This is a genomic window from Hydrogenophaga sp. BPS33, assembly GCF_009859475.1.
Taxonomy (GTDB): domain Bacteria; phylum Pseudomonadota; class Gammaproteobacteria; order Burkholderiales; family Burkholderiaceae_C; genus Hydrogenophaga.
This window is the reverse complement of the sequence record NZ_CP044549.1, coordinates 4,881,925-4,899,231: the sequence shown is the minus strand read 5'-3', so window position 1 is coordinate 4,899,231 and position 17,307 is coordinate 4,881,925. Positions and strand designations below refer to the sequence as shown.

The 17,307-nt window shown below is 65.9% G+C and carries 16 protein-coding genes; 8 read left to right on the top strand and 8 right to left on the bottom strand.

Annotated features, from left to right (window positions below; all coding sequences use genetic code 11):
• Positions 1-14: 14 nt before the first annotated feature.
• From F9K07_RS22560 to F9K07_RS22545, 4 genes are read left to right on the top strand one after another with little or no spacing between them, the layout of a single operon-like run.
• Positions 15-1,058, top strand: coding sequence for an aldo/keto reductase (locus F9K07_RS22560; RefSeq protein WP_159595549.1), 1,044 nt, complete (start codon positions 15-17; stop codon positions 1,056-1,058).
• An 8-nt stretch (positions 1,059-1,066) separates the two neighbouring features.
• Positions 1,067-1,558, top strand: a complete 492-nt coding sequence (locus F9K07_RS22555) for an aminoacyl-tRNA deacylase (RefSeq protein WP_159595548.1) — start codon at positions 1,067-1,069, stop codon at positions 1,556-1,558.
• A 55-nt stretch (positions 1,559-1,613) separates the two neighbouring features.
• Positions 1,614-2,237, top strand: a complete 624-nt coding sequence (gene plsY / locus F9K07_RS22550; RefSeq protein ID WP_159595547.1) for a glycerol-3-phosphate 1-O-acyltransferase PlsY — start codon at positions 1,614-1,616, stop codon at positions 2,235-2,237.
• Positions 2,234-2,596 (top strand): RidA family protein, encoded by a 363-nt coding sequence (locus tag F9K07_RS22545; RefSeq protein WP_236581443.1) that lies wholly within the window; start codon positions 2,234-2,236, stop codon positions 2,594-2,596. Before plsY ends, F9K07_RS22545 begins: the two co-directional genes overlap by 4 nt.
• Here F9K07_RS22545 and F9K07_RS22540 read toward each other — a convergent pair whose 3' ends face one another.
• Positions 2,597-3,232 (bottom strand): retropepsin-like aspartic protease family protein, encoded by a 636-nt coding sequence (locus F9K07_RS22540; RefSeq protein WP_442907449.1) that lies wholly within the window; start codon positions 3,230-3,232, stop codon positions 2,597-2,599.
• A 48-nt stretch (positions 3,233-3,280) separates the two neighbouring features.
• Positions 3,281-3,772 carry a YajQ family cyclic di-GMP-binding protein gene (locus F9K07_RS22535; RefSeq protein WP_159595546.1) on the bottom strand — a complete coding sequence of 164 codons (492 nt, stop codon included), beginning with the start codon at positions 3,770-3,772 and terminating at the stop codon, positions 3,281-3,283.
• Positions 3,773-3,810: 38 nt separating this feature from the next.
• On the opposite strand from F9K07_RS22535, the gene murB reads away from it, so the two are divergent.
• A complete protein-coding gene (gene murB, locus F9K07_RS22530; protein ID WP_159595545.1) occupies positions 3,811-4,863 on the top strand; it encodes a UDP-N-acetylmuramate dehydrogenase in 1,053 nt (350 codons plus the stop codon).
• A gap of 254 nt (positions 4,864-5,117) precedes the next feature.
• On the opposite strand, the gene recJ is transcribed toward murB, so the two are convergent.
• On the bottom strand, positions 5,118-6,842 hold the full coding sequence (gene recJ, locus F9K07_RS22525; protein WP_159595544.1) for a single-stranded-DNA-specific exonuclease RecJ: 1,725 nt from the start codon (positions 6,840-6,842) through the stop codon (positions 5,118-5,120).
• Entirely contained in the window at positions 6,839-7,837 is a 999-nt protein-coding gene (locus F9K07_RS22520; protein WP_159595543.1) for a phosphoglycerate mutase, read from the bottom strand. Before F9K07_RS22520 ends, recJ begins: the two co-directional genes overlap by 4 nt.
• A gap of 45 nt (positions 7,838-7,882) precedes the next feature.
• Here F9K07_RS22520 and F9K07_RS22515 point away from each other — a divergent pair, with 45 nt between their 5' ends.
• Both F9K07_RS22515 and lolD read left to right on the top strand, forming a co-directional pair.
• Entirely contained in the window at positions 7,883-9,139 is a 1,257-nt protein-coding gene (locus F9K07_RS22515) for a lipoprotein-releasing ABC transporter permease subunit (protein WP_159595542.1), read from the top strand.
• Positions 9,132-9,806, top strand: coding sequence for a lipoprotein-releasing ABC transporter ATP-binding protein LolD (lolD, locus tag F9K07_RS22510; protein WP_159595541.1), 675 nt, complete (start codon positions 9,132-9,134; stop codon positions 9,804-9,806). Before F9K07_RS22515 ends, lolD begins: the two co-directional genes overlap by 8 nt.
• 555 nt (positions 9,807-10,361) lie before the next feature.
• On the opposite strand, the gene F9K07_RS22505 is transcribed toward lolD, so the two are convergent.
• Entirely contained in the window at positions 10,362-10,952 is a 591-nt protein-coding gene (locus F9K07_RS22505; protein WP_159595540.1) for a pre-toxin TG domain-containing protein, read from the bottom strand.
• Positions 10,953-10,956: 4 nt separating this feature from the next.
• Between F9K07_RS22505 and F9K07_RS22500 the strand changes: the two genes are divergently transcribed.
• Positions 10,957-11,280, top strand: a complete 324-nt coding sequence (locus F9K07_RS22500; RefSeq protein WP_159595539.1) for a hypothetical protein — start codon at positions 10,957-10,959, stop codon at positions 11,278-11,280.
• Positions 11,281-11,386: 106 nt separating this feature from the next.
• On the opposite strand, the gene F9K07_RS22495 is transcribed toward F9K07_RS22500, so the two are convergent.
• The 3 genes from F9K07_RS22495 to F9K07_RS22485 all read right to left on the bottom strand — a co-directional run bounded on the left by F9K07_RS22495 (position 11,387) and on the right by F9K07_RS22485 (position 17,232).
• A complete protein-coding gene (locus tag F9K07_RS22495; protein WP_159595538.1) occupies positions 11,387-11,761 on the bottom strand; it encodes a hypothetical protein in 375 nt (124 codons plus the stop codon).
• 71 nt (positions 11,762-11,832) lie between these two features.
• The gene (locus tag F9K07_RS22490) at positions 11,833-16,020 is read right to left on the bottom strand and encodes a hemagglutinin repeat-containing protein (RefSeq protein ID WP_159595537.1); all 4,188 of its coding nucleotides are present in this window, start codon (positions 16,018-16,020) and stop codon (positions 11,833-11,835) included.
• A gap of 42 nt (positions 16,021-16,062) precedes the next feature.
• On the bottom strand, positions 16,063-17,232 hold the full coding sequence (locus F9K07_RS22485) for an IS4 family transposase (protein WP_159590777.1): 1,170 nt from the start codon (positions 17,230-17,232) through the stop codon (positions 16,063-16,065).
• Positions 17,233-17,307: the final 75 nt, after the last annotated feature.

Sequence of the window (17,307 nt, the reverse complement as noted above, 5' to 3'; positions counted from 1 at the left end):
TTACAAATACTTGCATGAAATTGGTTTCATTGGGCGCAAGCGCGCTGAAGGTAACGCCCATCTGTCTGGGCACGATGACATTTGGCGAGCAGGTGAGCGAAGCCACGGCCCACCGCATCCTGGACCGTGCCGTGGAGCGCGGTATCAACTTCCTCGACACGGCGGAGATGTATGCCGTGCCGGCGCGCGCCGAAACCAGTGGCGCGACCGAGACCATCATCGGCAACTGGTTTGCGCAGAGGCCAGGCGCGCGCGCGAAGCTGGTACTGGCCACCAAGGTCGCGGGACCGGCGCGCGGCATGCCGTGGATGCGCCCGGAGATGTCGAAGGCCGGCATCATCGAGGCGTGCGAAGGCAGCCTGCGCCGCCTGAAGACCGATGTGATCGATCTCTACCAGATCCACTGGCCCGCGCGCAACGTGCCGGCATTCGGCTCGATCTATTTCGACCCGGCCAAGGACAAGCCCGCGCCTTCCGTGCTGGAGCAGCTCGAGGCCCTGGCCGAGCTGGTCCAGGCGGGCAAGGTCAGGGCGGTGGGTTTGTCCAACGAAACCCCTTATGGCACGCACGAGTTCGTGCGCCTGGCCGAGCAGCATGGCCTGCCGCGCGTGGCCACGGTGCAGAACCCGTACTGCCTGATCAACCGCAGCTACGAGAACGGCCTGGACGAAACCTGCCACCACCTGGGTGTGTCGCTGCTGGCCTATTCGCCCTTGGGCTTCGGGCTCTTGAGCGGCAAGTACGACGCATCGGGCTTCGTGGGCGACCATGGCCGCATAGCCCTCTACGAGTCGGTGCGCAAGCAGCGCTGGGGCCGGCCCGAAGCCCTGCAGGCCGCGCGGCGCTACAACGCACTGGCACGCGAACACGGCCTGACGCCCACGCAGATGGCCTTGGGCTTTTGCTACACCAACTGGCGCGTGGCCAGCACGATCATCGGGGTGACCACCGAGGCCCAGCTGGACGAATGCCTGGACGCCTGGGGCACGGCGTTGTCCAAGGAGGTTTGCGCCGCGATCGACGAGATTCGTTGGGCGCATAGGGATCCCGCTCAATAAACGGACGCATGGCCAAAAAGACCCATGTGAGCGAAACGCCCGCCACGGCCTGGCTGAAGGCGCATGGCGTGGTGTACACCGAACACCCCTATGAATACCTCGAACACGGTGGCGCTCAGCACAGTGCGCAGGTGCTGGGCTTCGACCCTTTCGCGGTGGTCAAGACGCTGATCATGCAGGACGAGGCGGCCAGGCCTCTGGCGGTGCTCATGCACGGCAACCGCACCGTGTCGACCAAGAACCTCGCGCGCCAGATCGGTGCCAAGTCGGTCGAGCCGTGCAAGCCCGAGGTGGCGAACCGGCACAGTGGGTTTCTGGTGGGCGGCACCTCGCCCTTCGGCCTCAAGCGGGACATGCCCGTGTGGGTGGAAGAGACGGTGCTCGCGCTGCCCAGGATCTGGATCAATGGCGGGCGGCGCGGTTTTCTCGTGGGGCTCGACCCGGCGGTGTTGTCCGCTCCCTTGGGTGCGCGGGCGGTGAACTGCGCGCTGGCAGAATAGCCCACCCCTGACCGCGCACAGACGCGGCTTTCGACGAGATCGAGGAGATTCCTGTATGACCTATTCCCTGCTGGCCACGGTGGCCGCCTACCTGATCGGCTCCTTGTCGTTCGCCGTGTTGGTGAGCCGCCTCATGGGCCTGAACGACCCGCGCACCTATGGCAGCAAGAACCCTGGCGCCACCAACGTGCTGCGCTCGGGCAACAAGGCGGCGGCCGTCATCACGCTGCTGCTCGACGCGCTCAAAGGCTGGCTGCCGGTGGTGGCGGTGAAGTGGTGGGGCGAGCCCTACGGCCTGGGCGACGGCACGGTGGCGCTGGTCGGGTTGGCGGCCTTCCTGGGCCATCTCTACCCAGTGTTCTTCCGCTTCCAGGGCGGCAAGGGCGTGGCCACGGCGGCCGGCGTCATCATCGGATTCGAGCCCTGGCTGGGGCTGGCGGCGCTGGCCACCTGGGTGATCATCGCCGTGTTCTTCCGCTATTCGTCGCTCGCCTCCATCGTCACGGCGGTGTTCGCGCCGGCGTTTTTCCTGCTGGGCAACCGCGTGGTCTGGGACGCCCCGGGCGTGATGGTGCTGGCGCTCGCCGTGATGGCCTTGCTCTTGATCTGGCGCCATTCGGAAAACATCAACCGCCTGATCGCTGGCAAAGAAAGCAAACTGGGAGCCAAGAAGAAGTGAGCACCGATATCCAACGCGTTGGCATGGCCGCGCGCTACAGCGAAGCCGCCGTGTTCAACGGCGTGGTCTACCTCGCCGGCATGGTCCCCGAGCGCGGCGACACCGACATCACCGGCCAGACCGAGGACGTGCTGCAACAGGTGCAGCAGCGCCTGGAGGAAGCGGGCAGCGACAAGTCGCGCATCCTGCGCACGCAGATCTTTCTGGCCGACATCGCGGACATTGGCGCCATGAACGCGGTGTGGGACGCCTGGGTGGTGCCTGGCACCGCGCCGCCGCGCGCCACGGTGCAGGCGGCCTTGGCCAATCCGGCCTGGCGCATCGAGATCGTGGTGACAGCCGCCGTCAGGGCGGCTTGATCAGAACCGCTTTTCCAGCACCAGCTGGTCGTTGTGGCGCTGCATCTGGAAGCGCGTGAGGAAGGTGTTGCCCAGCAGCACGAAGAGCATCGGCTGGGGCAGCACGATGGCGTCCACGCCATAGACCTGTGCGTCGCCGACACGCACGGAGTCCAGTCTCACCTGGTGCCCCGAGACGTTGCCATTGGCCGTGTTCACTATCACGCGGCGCCCCTTCGTGTAGTCGAGGTTGATGCGTTTGGCGTCGGACTCGCTCAGGATGACCGAGGACGCCCCTGTGTCCACCAGAAACTGCACCGCTCGGCCATTGATCTGGCCGGACGGAAAAAAATGGCCGCGCGAATCGGCCGTGAGCACGATGCGCTGTCGGCCTCCCGTGTCGGTGCCCGGCGTGCCTCGGCTGCCCACACTCACCGGCGCGTCGCCCACGCGCAGCGTCTGGCGCTGGCCGTTGATGTCGAACACGGCCGCCTCGCCTTGCAGGCTCAGCAGCTTGACGCCCTGGTGCGACTGCCCGGGCGCCATGAAGCGTGGCGACGCGCCATCGATGTTCACCAGCGCCTTGCCACCGGCCATGCCGGAGAGCGCGACCTGCTGGGCGAGGGCGAGCTGGGCGGCCAGGCCCAGCGCGGTCAACGCCAAGGCGCAACGAGCGAGGTGGCCTGCTCCAGGAATACTGTCCACTCAATCCCTGAAGTTGTTGAACGACAGCGGCAGGTCCTTGAGCTCGCTGCGGATCAGCGCCATGGCGGCCTGCAGGTCGTCGCGCTTGGCGCCGGTCACGCGCACCGCATCGCCCTGGATCGCGCCTTGCACCTTCAGCTTGCTGCCCTTGATGACCTGCTGGATCTTCTTGCCGTCTTCGGTGCTGATGCCGTTGCGCACCTTGACCACTTGCTTGACCTTGTCGCCGCCGGCTTTCTCCACCTTGCCGACGTCGAGAAAACGCGCGTCCACGCCGCGCTTGGTGAGTTTGCCGCGCAGCACGTCGTCGATCTGCTGCAGCTGGAAGTCGGCATCGCCGTGCAGGATGATTTCCTTCTCCTTTTCCTTGAGTTCGATGGCCGCGCTGGTGCCTTTGAAATCGAAGCGGGTGCCGATCTCGCGCGTGACCTGGTCGACCGCGTTTTTCACTTCGACGAAATCGGCTTCGAGGACGGTATCAAAAGAAGGCATGGCGAATGGATCCTGGGGGTGGGTGAGACAATCCGGGGATGGTAGTCGAGAACAACGTGGCACTCCAGCCATACAACAGTTTTGGCATCGTTGCGCGCGCGCAGCGGCTGGTGCGTGTGCGCCAGCAGGCCGATCTTCTTGAACTCATGGCCAGCGCCGATTGGCCGGCACTCACGCGCGAGGCCGCGCCCTTCGTGCTCGGTGGTGGCAGCAACCTGGTGATCACGGGCGATGTGAAGCCGCTGGTGCTCAAGATGGAGATCCGCGGGCGGCGCCTGGTGGACGAAACCGCCAAGGGCTGGCTGGTGGAGGCGGGCGCCGGTGAGAGCTGGCACGACACCGTGCGCTGGACGCTGGAGCAGGGCTGGCCGGGCCTGGAGAACCTGGCGCTGATTCCGGGTTGCGTGGGCGCGTCTCCGGTGCAGAACATCGGCGCGTACGGCGTCGAACTGCAGGACCGCTTTCACGAACTCGACGCGGTGGATCTGCAGACCGGTCAACCGTTCACGCTGAACGCCGCGCAGTGCGGGTTCGGGTACCGCGACTCGGTGTTCAAGCACACGCCGGCGGGCGACAAGGGTTTTGGCCTCGCCGGGCGCGCCGCCATCACGCGCGTGCGCTTCTGGCTGCCCAAGCCCTGGAAGCCGGTGCTGGGCTACGCGGACTTGGAGCGCAAGATCGCCGAGACCGGCATCGCACGGCCGGACGCGCGACAGATCTTCGACTGGATCTGCGCGATCCGCAGCGCCAAGCTGCCCGACCCGGCGGTGATCGGCAATGCCGGCAGCTTCTTCAAGAACCCCACCGTGAGCGAGGATCAGTGCGCCGACATCATCGCGCGCGACCCGAAGGTGGTGCACTACCCGATGGCCGATGGCAGCATCAAGCTGGCGGCGGGGTGGTTGATCGACGCCTGCGGCTGGAAGGGGCGGGGCGTGGGCAATGCGGGGGTCTATGAAAAGCAGGCCCTGGTGCTGGTGAACCGCGGCGGGGCCACCGGTGGCGAGGTGATGACCTTGGCCAAGGCCATCCAGACCAGTGTGTACGAGCGCTTCGGGATCTTGCTGGAGCCTGAGCCTGTGGTGGTCTGAGCGTTCTGCGCTCGTGGCGTTTCTTCTCACTTCGGTTTCGCGCCAGCGTTACCTCAAGGCCACCCGGCATCGGCGTGCCGCGCACATAGTAGACGCAGCCATGTGTGCGCCTGTGCCCTTCTGGATCGGGGCGACCCGGCGTTCTGCGCAGCGGGGTAAAGGAGGAGCCGCCCTCCCGGCGGCGGGGGACACCCGCGGAGCAGAGCGCCGGGGCGCCCCGATTCCGCGAGGTCCAGGAGCGAAGAGCGCAAGAATCAAACCTCCGCAGCCTCCACCAGAAACCGCACCCGCCGCTGCCCCTGCCACTCATCCGCATCCAGCCGAAACGCGATCTTCACGCGCGAGGGCAAGGGGTCGGTATGGCCGAACCAGATGCCGTCGACCGGCTCGCCCTGGTGCTTGAGCTTGAGTGCCAGGTGCTTCTCCCCCACCAGACGCTGCGACACCACCTGCACTTCTTCGCTGAACACCGGCGGCGCGAAGCCCTGGCCCCACACCTCCTTGTGCAAAGTGTCCACCACGTCGGTGCGGCGGTACTTCGGGTCGAGCGGGCCATCGGCCTCCAGGCGGCGCTGCAACGTGGCGGCGTCCAGCCATTCGTGCGCCACCTGCTGCAGAGCGGCTTCGAAAGTTTCCAGGTGTTCCTCGTCCACCGTGCAGCCTGCGGCCATGGCGTGGCCGCCAAAGCGCAGCAACACGCCCGGGTGGCGCTTGGCCACAAGATCGAGCGCGTCGCGCAGATGGAAGCCCGCGATCGAGCGCCCCGAGCCCTTGAGTTCGTGCTCCTTGCCTTCGGCACCGCTGGCGGCGAACACGAAAGTGGGCCGGTGCAGTTTGTCCTTCAGACGCGAGGCCACGATGCCGACCACGCCTTCGTGGAAGTCCGGGTCGAACACCACCAGCGCGGGCGGCGGCTCTTCGGACTCGTCGAACATCTCCTCGGCCATCATCAAGGCCTGCTCGCGCATGTCGCCCTCGATCGCCTTGCGCTCGCGGTTGATGCCATCGAGCGTGCGCGCGAGTTCGTCGGCGCGCAACCCATCGTCGGTGGTAAGGCATTCGATGCCCAACGTCATGTCGGCCAGGCGGCCGGCTGCGTTCAGGCGCGGGCCGAGGGCAAAACCGAAGTCGAACCCGGTGGCCGCCGCCGGCTTGCGCGCGGCGGCGTTGAACAGCGCCGTCATGCCGGCGGGCATCGCGCCCATGCGCACGCGCTTCAAGCCTTGTGACACGAGGCGGCGGTTGTTGGCGTCCAGGCGGACCACGTCGGCCACGGTGCCCATGGCCACGAGCGGCAGCAAGGTGTCGATCTTGGGCTGGGTCTGTGCCGTGTACACGCCGCGCTCGCGCAACTCAGCGCGCAGCGCCAGCAGCACATAGAACATCACGCCCACGCCGGCGATCGACTTGCTCTCGAAGCCGCAGCCGGGCTGGTTGGGGTTGACGATGATGCAGTCCTGCGGGAGCGTGACCTCGCCGTTCTTCAAGGCGGGCAGGTGGTGGTCGGTCACGATCACGTCCAGGCCCAGCTCGCGCGCGGCGCGCACGCCCTCGACGCTGGCGATGCCGTTGTCCACCGTCACCAGCACGTCCGCGCCCTGCGCCTTCACACGTTTTGCGATCGAGGGCGTGAGGCCGTAACCGTCGGTCACGCGGTCGGGCACGAGGTAGTTCACCCGTTCGAAACCCAGCAACCGCAGGCCACGCAGGCCGACCGCGCAGGCCGTGGCGCCGTCGCAGTCGTAGTCGGCCACGATGCAGATGGATTTGCCGGCCGCCCGGGCATCGGCCAGAGCGCGCGCCGCTTCTTGCGCGCCGAGCATGGTGGAGGGTGGCAGCAGGCGCGCCAGCGCGTCGTCCAGCTCGTCGGGGGTGGTGATGCCGCGCGCGGCGAACAGGCGTGCGAGCAGCGGGTGCATGCCGCTCTGCTCAAGTGCCCAGGCAGCGCGTGGGGGCACGTCTCGAACGATGATCTTCATAGAGTTTCCAGTGTTTTCCAGGCCGGCGGCGTGCCCAGCAGGTGTGAGATGCGGCGGCCCAGACGCGCCAGCGCGCTGCCCGCGTGGGTGTTGGTCCAGCGCTGGGCCGTGCGTTCGCCGCAGAGCGTGAGCGTGAGCGGTTCGCCGCGCTTGGCGCGCGCGCGCCATGCCGCGATGTCGTGTTGGTCGAGTGTGGTCCAGGCCAGCGACCACGCGGCCCAGTCGGCCTGCAGGGCGGGGCGGCGCAGCGCGTCGGACACGGTGGGAGCGGCTGGCAGCGCGGGTGCCTTCAGGAACGCGCCCGCGCCGCTGACCCAGAAGCCATTCACCGGCAGCAGGCGCGCGGCTTCGCGCGCATCGTGCACCGGGTGTGTGTAGAACAGCATTTGCGCTTCGCTCTGCAGCCGCTTGAGCAACTGGGCGCCCGCGGGGTTGGCCGTGCTCTCGGCCATCCAGGCCTCCACCGAGCGGCCGGCCACGCGGTCCAGACTGGCGCAGGCCAGGCCCCGCAGCGGTTCGCCCTGGGCGTGCCAGCGCGTGGGCGAGACGAAGGTGAGGGTGATGCCGTCTTCCGCGCAATACGGCGCCAGGGCTTCGAACAGCGCGCGCGAATGTGCCTCCGACAGGTCCAGTTGCTCGCCGGGCAGCAGCGTGACCTGCTCCATGCCGACCTGGAAATGGCAGGGCGTGAACCAGGCCTGCGGTTCGGTGGGCCTGGTGCTCTCTGCCGCAGCCCAGGGGATCTGGCCGTCGTCGAACGGGCAGCCGTCGCCGCGCACCACACCGCTGGCCTGCGCCAGCGCGCGCTCATGGGGTGGGCTCAGCGTGTGGTCGTCGCCAGTGTCGGTGTACACGAGGTTCCATTCCGCCAGCAGCGCGGTCAGCTGGGGCAGGTGCAACTGGGGCAGTGCCGCGCGTGCGCCGGGGTCGCTGGCGCTGGCAAAGGGAACCAGCAGGTGCGAAGAAGGCTCGGAAGCCGGGGAAGGGGCGGGCATGACGCGATTGTCGGTGATGCCACAATGCCCGCTGGATACCACCGCATGCAAACACCCTACGAACTCATTCTCGGCTGGCGCTACACGCGTGCCGGCCGCGCCACCCGGCGCAACGGCTTCATCTCCTTCATCTCGGGCGTGTCCATGCTGGGCATCGCGCTCGGGGTGGCCGCGCTCATCATCGTGCTCTCGGTCATGAACGGATTCCAGAAAGAGGTGCGCGACCGCATGCTCGGCGTGCTCTCGCACATCGAGGTGTTCGAGCCCAACGGCCAGGCGATTCCCAACCTGGCCGACACGCTGGCGCGCATCGAGCGCCACCCGGAGGTGGTGGGTGCCGCGCCGTACGTGGGCGCGCAGGCCCTGATCGCGCGCGGCGAGGACATGAAGGGCGCGTTGGTGCGCGGCATCGACCCGGCGCTCGAACCCAAGGTGACCGATCTCGTGGCCGACCTGTCCGACACGCTGCTGCCGCGCCTGGTGCCGGGCCAGTTCGGTGTCATTCTGGGCGGCGAGCTGGCGCGCAGCCTGGGCGTGATCGCCGGGGACACGGTCACGCTGATCGCGCCCAGCGGGCAGGTGACGCCCGCCGGCGTGGTGCCGCGCATCCGCCAGATGACCGTGGTGGGCACCTTCGATTCCGGCCACTTCGAATACGACTCGGCGCTGGCGCTGCTGCACCAGGACGATGCCGCGCGCATCTTCCGCGTGGAAGGCCCGACCGGCGTGCGCGTGAAGATCAAGAATCTGCATGAAGCGCGCGAGGTGGCCATCTCCATTGCCGCCAGCCTCGACCCGGGCCTGCTGGTGCGCGACTGGACGCGGCAGAACCGCACCTGGTTCGCCGCCGTGCAGCTGGAGAAACGCATGATGTTCATCATCCTCACGTTGATCGTGGCGGTGGCGGCGTTCAACCTCGTGTCCACACTGGTGATGACCGTGACCGACAAGCGCGCCGACATTGCCATCCTGCGAACCTTGGGCGCGAGCCCGCGCAGCATCATGGGCGTGTTCATGGTGCAGGGCGCGATGGTGGGCGTGATCGGTACCGGCCTGGGCCTGCTGCTCGGCCTGGGCGTGGCCTTCAACATCGACACCCTGGTGCCCGCGCTCGAACGCCTGCTGGGCGCGAGCTTCCTGCCGCAGGACGTGTACCTCATCAGCCGCATGCCCAGCGACCCACAGCAGACCGACATCGTGCCGGTGGCGGTGATCTCCCTGGTGCTGGCCTTTCTGGCCACCATTTATCCCAGTTGGCGCGCCAGCCGCGTGAACCCTGCCGAGGCGCTGCGCTATGAGTGAGACCGTTCTGCAGGCCCAGGGCCTGACCAAGCGCTTTCAAGAAGGCCGGCTCGACGTTACGGTGCTGCAAGGCGTGAACCTTGCCGTGCGCGCGGGCGAAACGGTGGCCATCGTCGGTGCCTCTGGTTCCGGCAAGAGCACCTTGCTCCACCTGCTCGGTGGATTGGACGCTCCCAGCAGCGGCAGCGTGCAACTGATGGGGCAGGGGCTCTCGGGCCTGAGTCCTTCGCAGCAAGGCGATTTGCGCAACCGCCACCTGGGCTTTGTTTACCAGTTCCACCACCTGCTGCCCGAGTTCAGCGCGCGCGACAACGTGGCCATGCCCCTGTGGATCCGCCGTTTGCCGCGCGCCGAGGCGGCCGCGCAAGCCGAAAAGATCCTGGCACGCGTGGGCTTGTCGGAGCGCCTGCACCACCGTCCCGCCGAGCTCTCGGGTGGTGAACGCCAGCGCGTGGCGATCGCGCGCGCGCTGGTCGCGCAACCGGCCTGCGTGCTGGCCGATGAACCCACGGGCAATCTGGACCGCTGCACCGCCGACAGCGTGTTCGAGCTCATGATGGAATTGGCGCGCGACCAGGGAACGGCGTTTGTCGTGGTGACGCACGACGAGACCTTGGCGGCGCGTTGTGCGCGGGTGTTGCGGTTGACGGCGGGGGTGTTGGGCTGAGCGTCAACTGTGTGCACTTTTGGTGGCGAGTCGAACTGCTTTACAAGGTTGGATTTCTTTGTGTGAACCAATCTTGTGATGGCATTTGCTTGAAGAACACGCTTTCAAAAACCAGCTCGTGATAGTTCGACGCATCCGGATTGTTGGCCAACCAGCGTTCAAGGGCACGAAAGGCGACTGGTGTTTTCACTGCGTCCGAATCCAATGTCTCCCTCCATCGTGAGACACATGCACCAAGAGCACTCTGGCCCCAAAAAGTAGTGGTGTTGTGAAACCTCCAACAGAACAGGCAACACCCTACGAATCACGTCTACGGCACCCGTTAATGCAAAGTCGGTCGCACCGTCACCGACATACGACCGCGTCTCCAGCATCAAGAAGCTCTCCGACGTCGAACAGTGCTTTTAGCGTCGATCGAACGTCATCCTCATATGTGCTCATGGTCTTTCCTTGATGTACTGCTTTACGACCTGATTGATCAGGGACTGGTTGCCGTCAAAGCTAAAAGTGTCTTTTTCCTTTTCAGACCATACATTGATGTGAGCGCCATGCCTTTCATCGAATTCCACACGAAAGCCTGATTTCCCCGTCTGCGGACTTCATACCAATCGGCATACCGGCGTTGTCGCCGAATTTCCCTACGGTAGCCTGCTCAGCCTTGAATCCACGAACTTCCAGCCACTGAACTGCCGCATTGTGGGCTTGATTGAAATCCTTTAAGACACTGCCCGCACTATGAGCAGCCTCGCCCTTTTTCAGCAAGGCATTCAACGCCTCCACCGAAGGCTCGCCCACCTTCTTCAAGACGCCCCCGGCTATGGGAATCACCCCGACCGCAGCCCAGAAGCGGCTGACCGCTTCCCCCGTGAGGCTGCTCTGCCCCGTGATGAGCTGGGCGAACGATTCGGCGTTGCCGTAACCCGGGTAGAGCTCGAACACCAATTGCGCCATCTGCTGCGCCTGCTGCGATGTCATCACCCCGCGCTGTGCGATCTCGGCCAAGTTGCCCGCCTGCTCCAAGGCCACCATCTGCCGGTCGATGCGCTGCAGGTCTTCTGCCGTGCAGTTCGCACCGCACACGTTGACCAAGCGCGCGTTCTCCTGGCTCACCGTGCGCCGCACATTGGCGAACGGGCTGTGGCTCACGTAGTTGTGCGCAGCCTGGTTGAACGAGGTGCTCGCGCCCGCCGCGCCCCCCCGCCGCACCACCGACCACCGCCCCCACCACCTGCGTGAGCCCTTGGCGCACCGGCTCGGACAGGTTCAGGCCGGCGATCTCCTCGCCCAGCACAGGCACCAGCGTGGCGCCGGCTGCTGCGCCCACGGCACCGCCTACCCCACCACCGAGCAGGCCAATGGCGGTGTGCATCGCCACGCGGTATTCGCCGCCTTCGTCCCACTTGCGCGCTTCGGCCTCGTTGCCTTGGCGGCGCAGCTCCATGGCCTTGGTGTCTCAGCCTCCTCGGATTCGTAAACCAACTTTTGAAGTCACCGTCGATGGGAGGTCTCGAGATCTGCACATCGTTGGCAACAGACGCGCGCACGGTGTTGCCCGCCGGGACCCTCGCATCGGCCATTTCCTACTTCATTTGATCGCCAGTGCAGGTTGCAATGCCGGTCTGCGGGTCGAGCACGTAACTCCACCAACGCGTGAGCAGGTAGACCACACAGCCAGGGCGCCAGATGCCTTGGGGCTCAGCATCAGTCGCGGCGCGTTCGTCCATGGCCAAGCGGGTGAACGGGTCGAGATAGCCGTCTTCCGTATATGCACCATCGATCAAACCTTGCTGGTGCCATTGCCTAGCCATCGCGTGCTTGTCAGGCCAACTTGGACTTCCGGGGTTCTCAACCCTGCGCACCTGCCAGACCACCTCGTTCTTTGCGTTTAGACGAAAGACGTTGTGATTGGCTAGTTCGATATCGCTCCAGCGTGGCTCGATCGGATTGATCGACACGAGCCTCTGCCCACGACCCAAGGCAACTTCGTACGACACTTGTGAACCCAAAGCACTCAATACCTCACCTCTCATTTCAGACTCCTTGGATTGGTGAACCAGCGCTCAAAATCCGCATCGATCGCAGGGCGCGAAGTCACCTCAAACTGCACCCCACCACCCCCGCCATTGCCGCCAAGACCTTGCTTGATCTGCACGTCGTTGGCCACCGACACCCGCATGGTATTGCCGGCCGGGACCGTCACGTCGGCCACATGCGTCGGCACCTGAGGTAAAGCGTACTTGCTCGCGATCTGCTCGGGGGTCAGGCCTTTGATGTCATCGGCTCGCATCATCCACGAACCCGCCATGTCGGACTTGTTCGCCTCAACCACGTACACGCGAACGAATTGCTCGGTCTGGTCCGTTTGAAGCGTGACCACTCGAGTGTCCGACACAAAGGGGGCCACGAAACCCGGGTTCGATTTGGTGACTGCAAGGTTGATGGCGTTTGCTTCATCCACAGATACCACCTTCGCCCCCTGCGGCAAGCGCTGCCCGATCAACACATCGGCCTCGGCCCCCGTGATCTCCACCGCCGACTTCCAGCCTCCCATGGGTGACATCGCCCGCGCCGGGTCGGCCAGCGAGCCGTCTCGGTAGATCCCGTTGACGATTCTCGCGGCCTCGATCTCGCCAATCTCCTTGCCCGTGCGGGCCAGAACCATCTGGCGCACCACGGTCGTCGTCAGCGCCTTGGCCACGGCGAGCTTGCCCAGCAGCGCTACGTCCATCGCGATCAAGCCCAGCTCGGCCACATCGCGCATGGCCGGCGCGCGCTGGATCGCGCCGATGGCGAGGTCGAGTTCCTGGATGCTGCGCCGCGCTTCGGCCTTGGCCGCCTCGCTGAGCGCCGGATCGCGCAACAACTGCTCCAGTTGGGTTTTCTCGGCCTGCAGCGCGCTCTCGCTGAGCACACTGGCGTAGTCGATGGTCCCGCTGTTCCTGGCGTTCTTGAGCTCGTATTCCTTGAGCACGCGGATCTCGCAGGCCGCGTCGCCTGCGCTGCGGCAGGCGCTCAGTTTCTGGTGCTTGCTGCGCAGATCGGCCGCGCTGAGGTAGTTCTGGGCGGTGGCCGTCAGGCCGCTGGCCATACCGGCGCTGCCTCCGACCGCTGCACCCACCGTGGCGCCTGCCGCCTGCACCAAGGCTTGCTTGATCTCCACCGGCAGGTCCAACGCGGCAATATGCTCGCCCAAGGCGGGCACGGCGATCTGGCTCACACCAGCACCGGCCGCGCCGGCCACACCACCGCCGGCCAAGCCTGCCAGCGCGTGCAGGGCCACACGGGCAGCACCTCCTTCCTTCCAGGTGTCCTCCAACGCGTTGGCCTCGTCCATCATGGCTTGGCGCTTCACGGAGTCGACTTCGGAGGCGGCAGCTTCTTTCAAGCGCTGCGCTTGGGCCAATTGCCCATTGGCGTAACTGCCGATGGCTTTGGCGGCTTGCTGCGCAAACGCCTTGGTGATGACCACCTGGGCTTCGACGTCGTCTCGGGCCTTGTCCTTTTCGAAGATGGGCACAAGGCCGCTCTGGGCGTCGCCCGTGCGCGCTCCCTTGTCGCCCGCGATGCCGGAGATGGCTGCCGTGGTGGTGCTGCTGGCCGAGCCCGAGGCCGATCCGACGCCCGCCCCGCTGTTGCCCAGTTGGCTACCCACCCCCACGCTCCCGCCCACGCTGCTGGCCTCGAAGCGGGCGCGGTTGTGCACGTCGCTGAGTTCAATGCCGCCTTGGCCCTCGAATCGGTTGCGTTCCTGCTCCAGCGCCGCCTGCGTGCTGGTGATGGCTCCGCCGATGAGGGTGGTCTTGCCTTGCACCTCCACCTGGAAGCCACCATCGCCTGCGCGGATGGCGCTTTGTTCGCCCACCGAGGCGAAGTCGGCGTTGATCTGGGTTCGGCTCGCGCTGGCACTGGCGCCCCCCGCGCTGCTGGCCGAGCCGCCCTTCGTGGAGCTTTGTTCCCGCCACACGCTGCTGTCTTGCGGGCTGTGGATGCGCAGGTCTTTGCTCACCTGGGCCTGCACGGTGTTGGCCGCGATCACTGCACCCTGAAGTTCGGTGTCGCCCCCGGACTGGAGCGTGACCTGCCGCCCAGCTTCGATGCGGGTGTTGCTGTGCAGGCGTTCTTCACCGTCGCCCGATCCTTGACCTGAACTGGCGCTGGCGCTGAAGGACCAGCTGCCGTTGTAGGTGGCGCTCACGCTGGCGCTGCTGCTTTGCGTGCGGCTGTGTTCTGCCGCGGTGTTCTGGGCGGCGTGCAGGTGGATGTCGCCTTGTGCGCTGAGCGCGGCGCTCTCTCCGGCCTGGATCTGGCTGCCACGCACGAGGATGTCGGAGTCCTGGCCAGCCCCACGGGCGATCAGGCGCACGTCACCAGCGGCGCGCACGCGGGAGCCGCGGGCTTCATCGGAGCTTTGCTCGTGCAGGCTTTGGCTGCTGCTCGATCCCAGGGTGAAGGTGATGCCCACGCCGGACTGAGGATCGGCTGCGGCACTGGTGGCCGCACTGGATGCGGCGTTGTACGCCTGCAAGCCCGCTGCTGCCGCCCCCAGGGCTTGCATGCGGCGGTCTTCGGTCTTCTCGGTGGCCTCCAGGGTGTTGCCGATGTTCTGCGTGGCTTCGACCAGGCTGCCACCCGCGCCCACGCTCAGGCCGCTTTGGCGGAACCTCTCTTCCACGCGGCGGTGTTCGCCGGTGCGCGCTTCAACGATCTGGAGGTCCTGCGCGGTGATGGTGATGTCGCCGCCTCGGGGTCCAAGAACCGAGGGTTGGGTGGTGAGGGTTTCCACCGGCGGTGTTTCAACGAGCGGGGGTGGCGTAGGAGGCGTAGGAGGCGTGCGAGAGCCCGCAGCGATTACGTCGGAGCCGACTTGCCGGTAGTGCCGCCCGGCGACGATGTTCACGTCGCCTGCGATGGCGCCGATGGTCGAGGCGGCAGCGCCTGTGGATGTGCGCTGTTCGTCCCGGCTCTGGGCCTGGCTGCCCAGCATGGGGCCACCCCCACTGTCGATCAGGCCGCTGTGTTTCTCTTCGCGGTAATGGGTGCTGTCCGAACGGGTCTGCGCGGCCGTGATGCTCACGTCGCGCCCGGCCCGCAGCGCCGTGCCCTGGTCGCTGATAACGCTGGAGCCGACCACGGCCAGGTCGTGCCCGGCCTGGATGTCTACCGTGCGCCCGCCGATCTGGCTGGAGACGGCCTCGCTCGTGTTCACGGTGCTGCGCGTGGTGAGGCTGCCACTGGCGAGGAAGTCGCTGCTCTTCTTGTGGTGCGCGTCGGCGTAGTCCAGGGTCTGGGTGCCGGCTTCGATTTTCACGTCGCGCGCGGCCTGGGCGCTCAGATCGCCCTGGGCTTGCACGTTGGCCGCGCGGGCGTGCAGGTCGTGCCCGGCGCTCAGCTCCACATCGCCTGCGGCTTCTATGCGCGTGCCCAGCTCCTGGGTGCGCGTGGTGCGCTGGCGGTGGTCGGGGCCCCAGTGCAGATCGTCGCTGGCACTGGTGCGGGCGGTGTCGAGGTTCAGATCGCGCCCGGCGCTGATGAGGGTGGCACCGTTGCCATCGTTGCGGATGTCGGCACCGGTGAGGGTCACGTCGCGCCCGGCCTGGGCGAGCAGCACGGCGGCTTCGTCGCTCACGTACAGGCGCGCTTGCCGGTCGATGCCGGTGCGCTCGAAGGTGTTGTTCCCGGCCTGCGTGGTGGTCGTGCGGGTGGTGCTGGCGACGGTCAGATCGCGCCCGGCATCGAGCACGATTGCATCCTTGGCTCTGACTTCGCCACCCCGGATGTGAATGTCGCGCTCTGCGTTGAGCGCCACAACGTCACCGGCAATCTGTCCGCTGTGCCTGATGTCGCGGCCCGCGCTGACTTGCACGAGTTGCCGACCCGCCACGGTGCCGCTGTTGAGCACATCGCCGCTCATGTGAATCTTCACCGTGTTGCCCGCGATCAGCGCACCACTGGGGCTCAGATCACCCGAGCGAGGTGCCAGGTAGACCCGGGGCACGAGCGCTTTCTCTTTGCGTCCGTCGGACAAGGTCACGTCCTCGGCCACCAGCCAGACGATGTCGCTGGTGAGCGCAGCCATTTGTTCGGCTGAGAGCGTGATGCCCGGGCGCAGTTGGTGCTCCTGCGCAAAGGTCAGCCCCGCGTTCATGAGCGCGAGGAATTGGGCTTCGTCGTCCCGGTGGTCGCCCAGGAAGCGTTGCCCGGTGAGCTGGCCCACCTGCTCGCGGATGAGCCTTTGTTCGTAGACACTACTGTCCGGTTAAAAGTCGAACAAATTCAATTGGTTAACGGCGTCGGGCATATCGGTCTGGGACGCGTCGGCCTGCAAGGCGCATGAAATCTCGGTTTTCTCGAAGACCGACACCGACAAGATCTGTAGACATGTGTAAAGCGAGACATCGAGTTGAAGCTCCTTCTTGACGATGGCAATGAGCACGTAGGTGGCCACGGCACACCACACCTGCGTCTTCACGGCGTTCTCGCTGTTGCCGAGAAACTTCTTGATGCGCAGATGCTGCTTGATCCATTTGAAGAACAGCTCGACTCGCCAGCGGCTCTTGTACAGCGCGGCGATCGTCAGCGCCGGCAGCGCCGTGTTGTTGGTCAGGAAGATCAGTGTTTTGCCGGACTCGGGATCCTTGAATCGCACACGCCGCAAATGCTCGGGATACTTCTTGGCCGAGTAGTGACCGTTGAGCATGACCTGCTGGTCGCTGATGACGCCAGTGCTGCGGTCGGTGGGTGCCGAGTAGACACGTCTGGCATCCATCGGCGACTTCGCGCGCGTAACGAAGAAGGCGCCAGCCTGGTGCAGCGCATACAGCCGTGCGAAGTCCACATAGCCGCGATCCATCACGTAGAACGCACCGGCCTCGAAACTCAGCATGTCCAGCACGTTCACGTCGTGCAGCTTGCCATCGCTGATGTGGATGAAGGCCGGGATAGCGCCGCGCAGATCCAGCAGCGTGTGCAGCTTGATGGCCGCCTTGGTCGATCGAAACGGTGCCCAGTCGAACAGGCTCAAGCACAGATCGATGGTGCTGGAGTCCAGCGCATAGACCGTGTTGTCCAAGTCGACGCCGAGCGCATCGTTCGCGTACAGCTTGCGTGCGCGCCGGATCAGCAAGGCAGCCAGGTCCGACCAGATGCGCCAGTCGCGCGATTCGTTGGCGTCGGCCAGCGTGGAGCGCTTGACCGCCGAGCGAAACCCCATCGCATACAGCTTGCCGGCATTGGCCGACAAGCTGGCCTCGATGTCGCGCAGACTCTCTCGCCAAGTCAGCTGCGCGAAGGCCATCGCCCGGAACTGCTCGGCGCACGACAGCGCTCGCACACCCGAGTTGCCTCCATGGCGCTGCACGATGCGCGCGAAGCTGGTCCATGGGACGAACTCCATGATCTGAGAAAACAAGGTCTTGCCGATGTGCACGCGCTTCCCCAGAGACAGTCAAGCCCGGGAAAGTACGCGGTTTTGGAAGAGCGAAGTTCAAATCGGCACCAAACG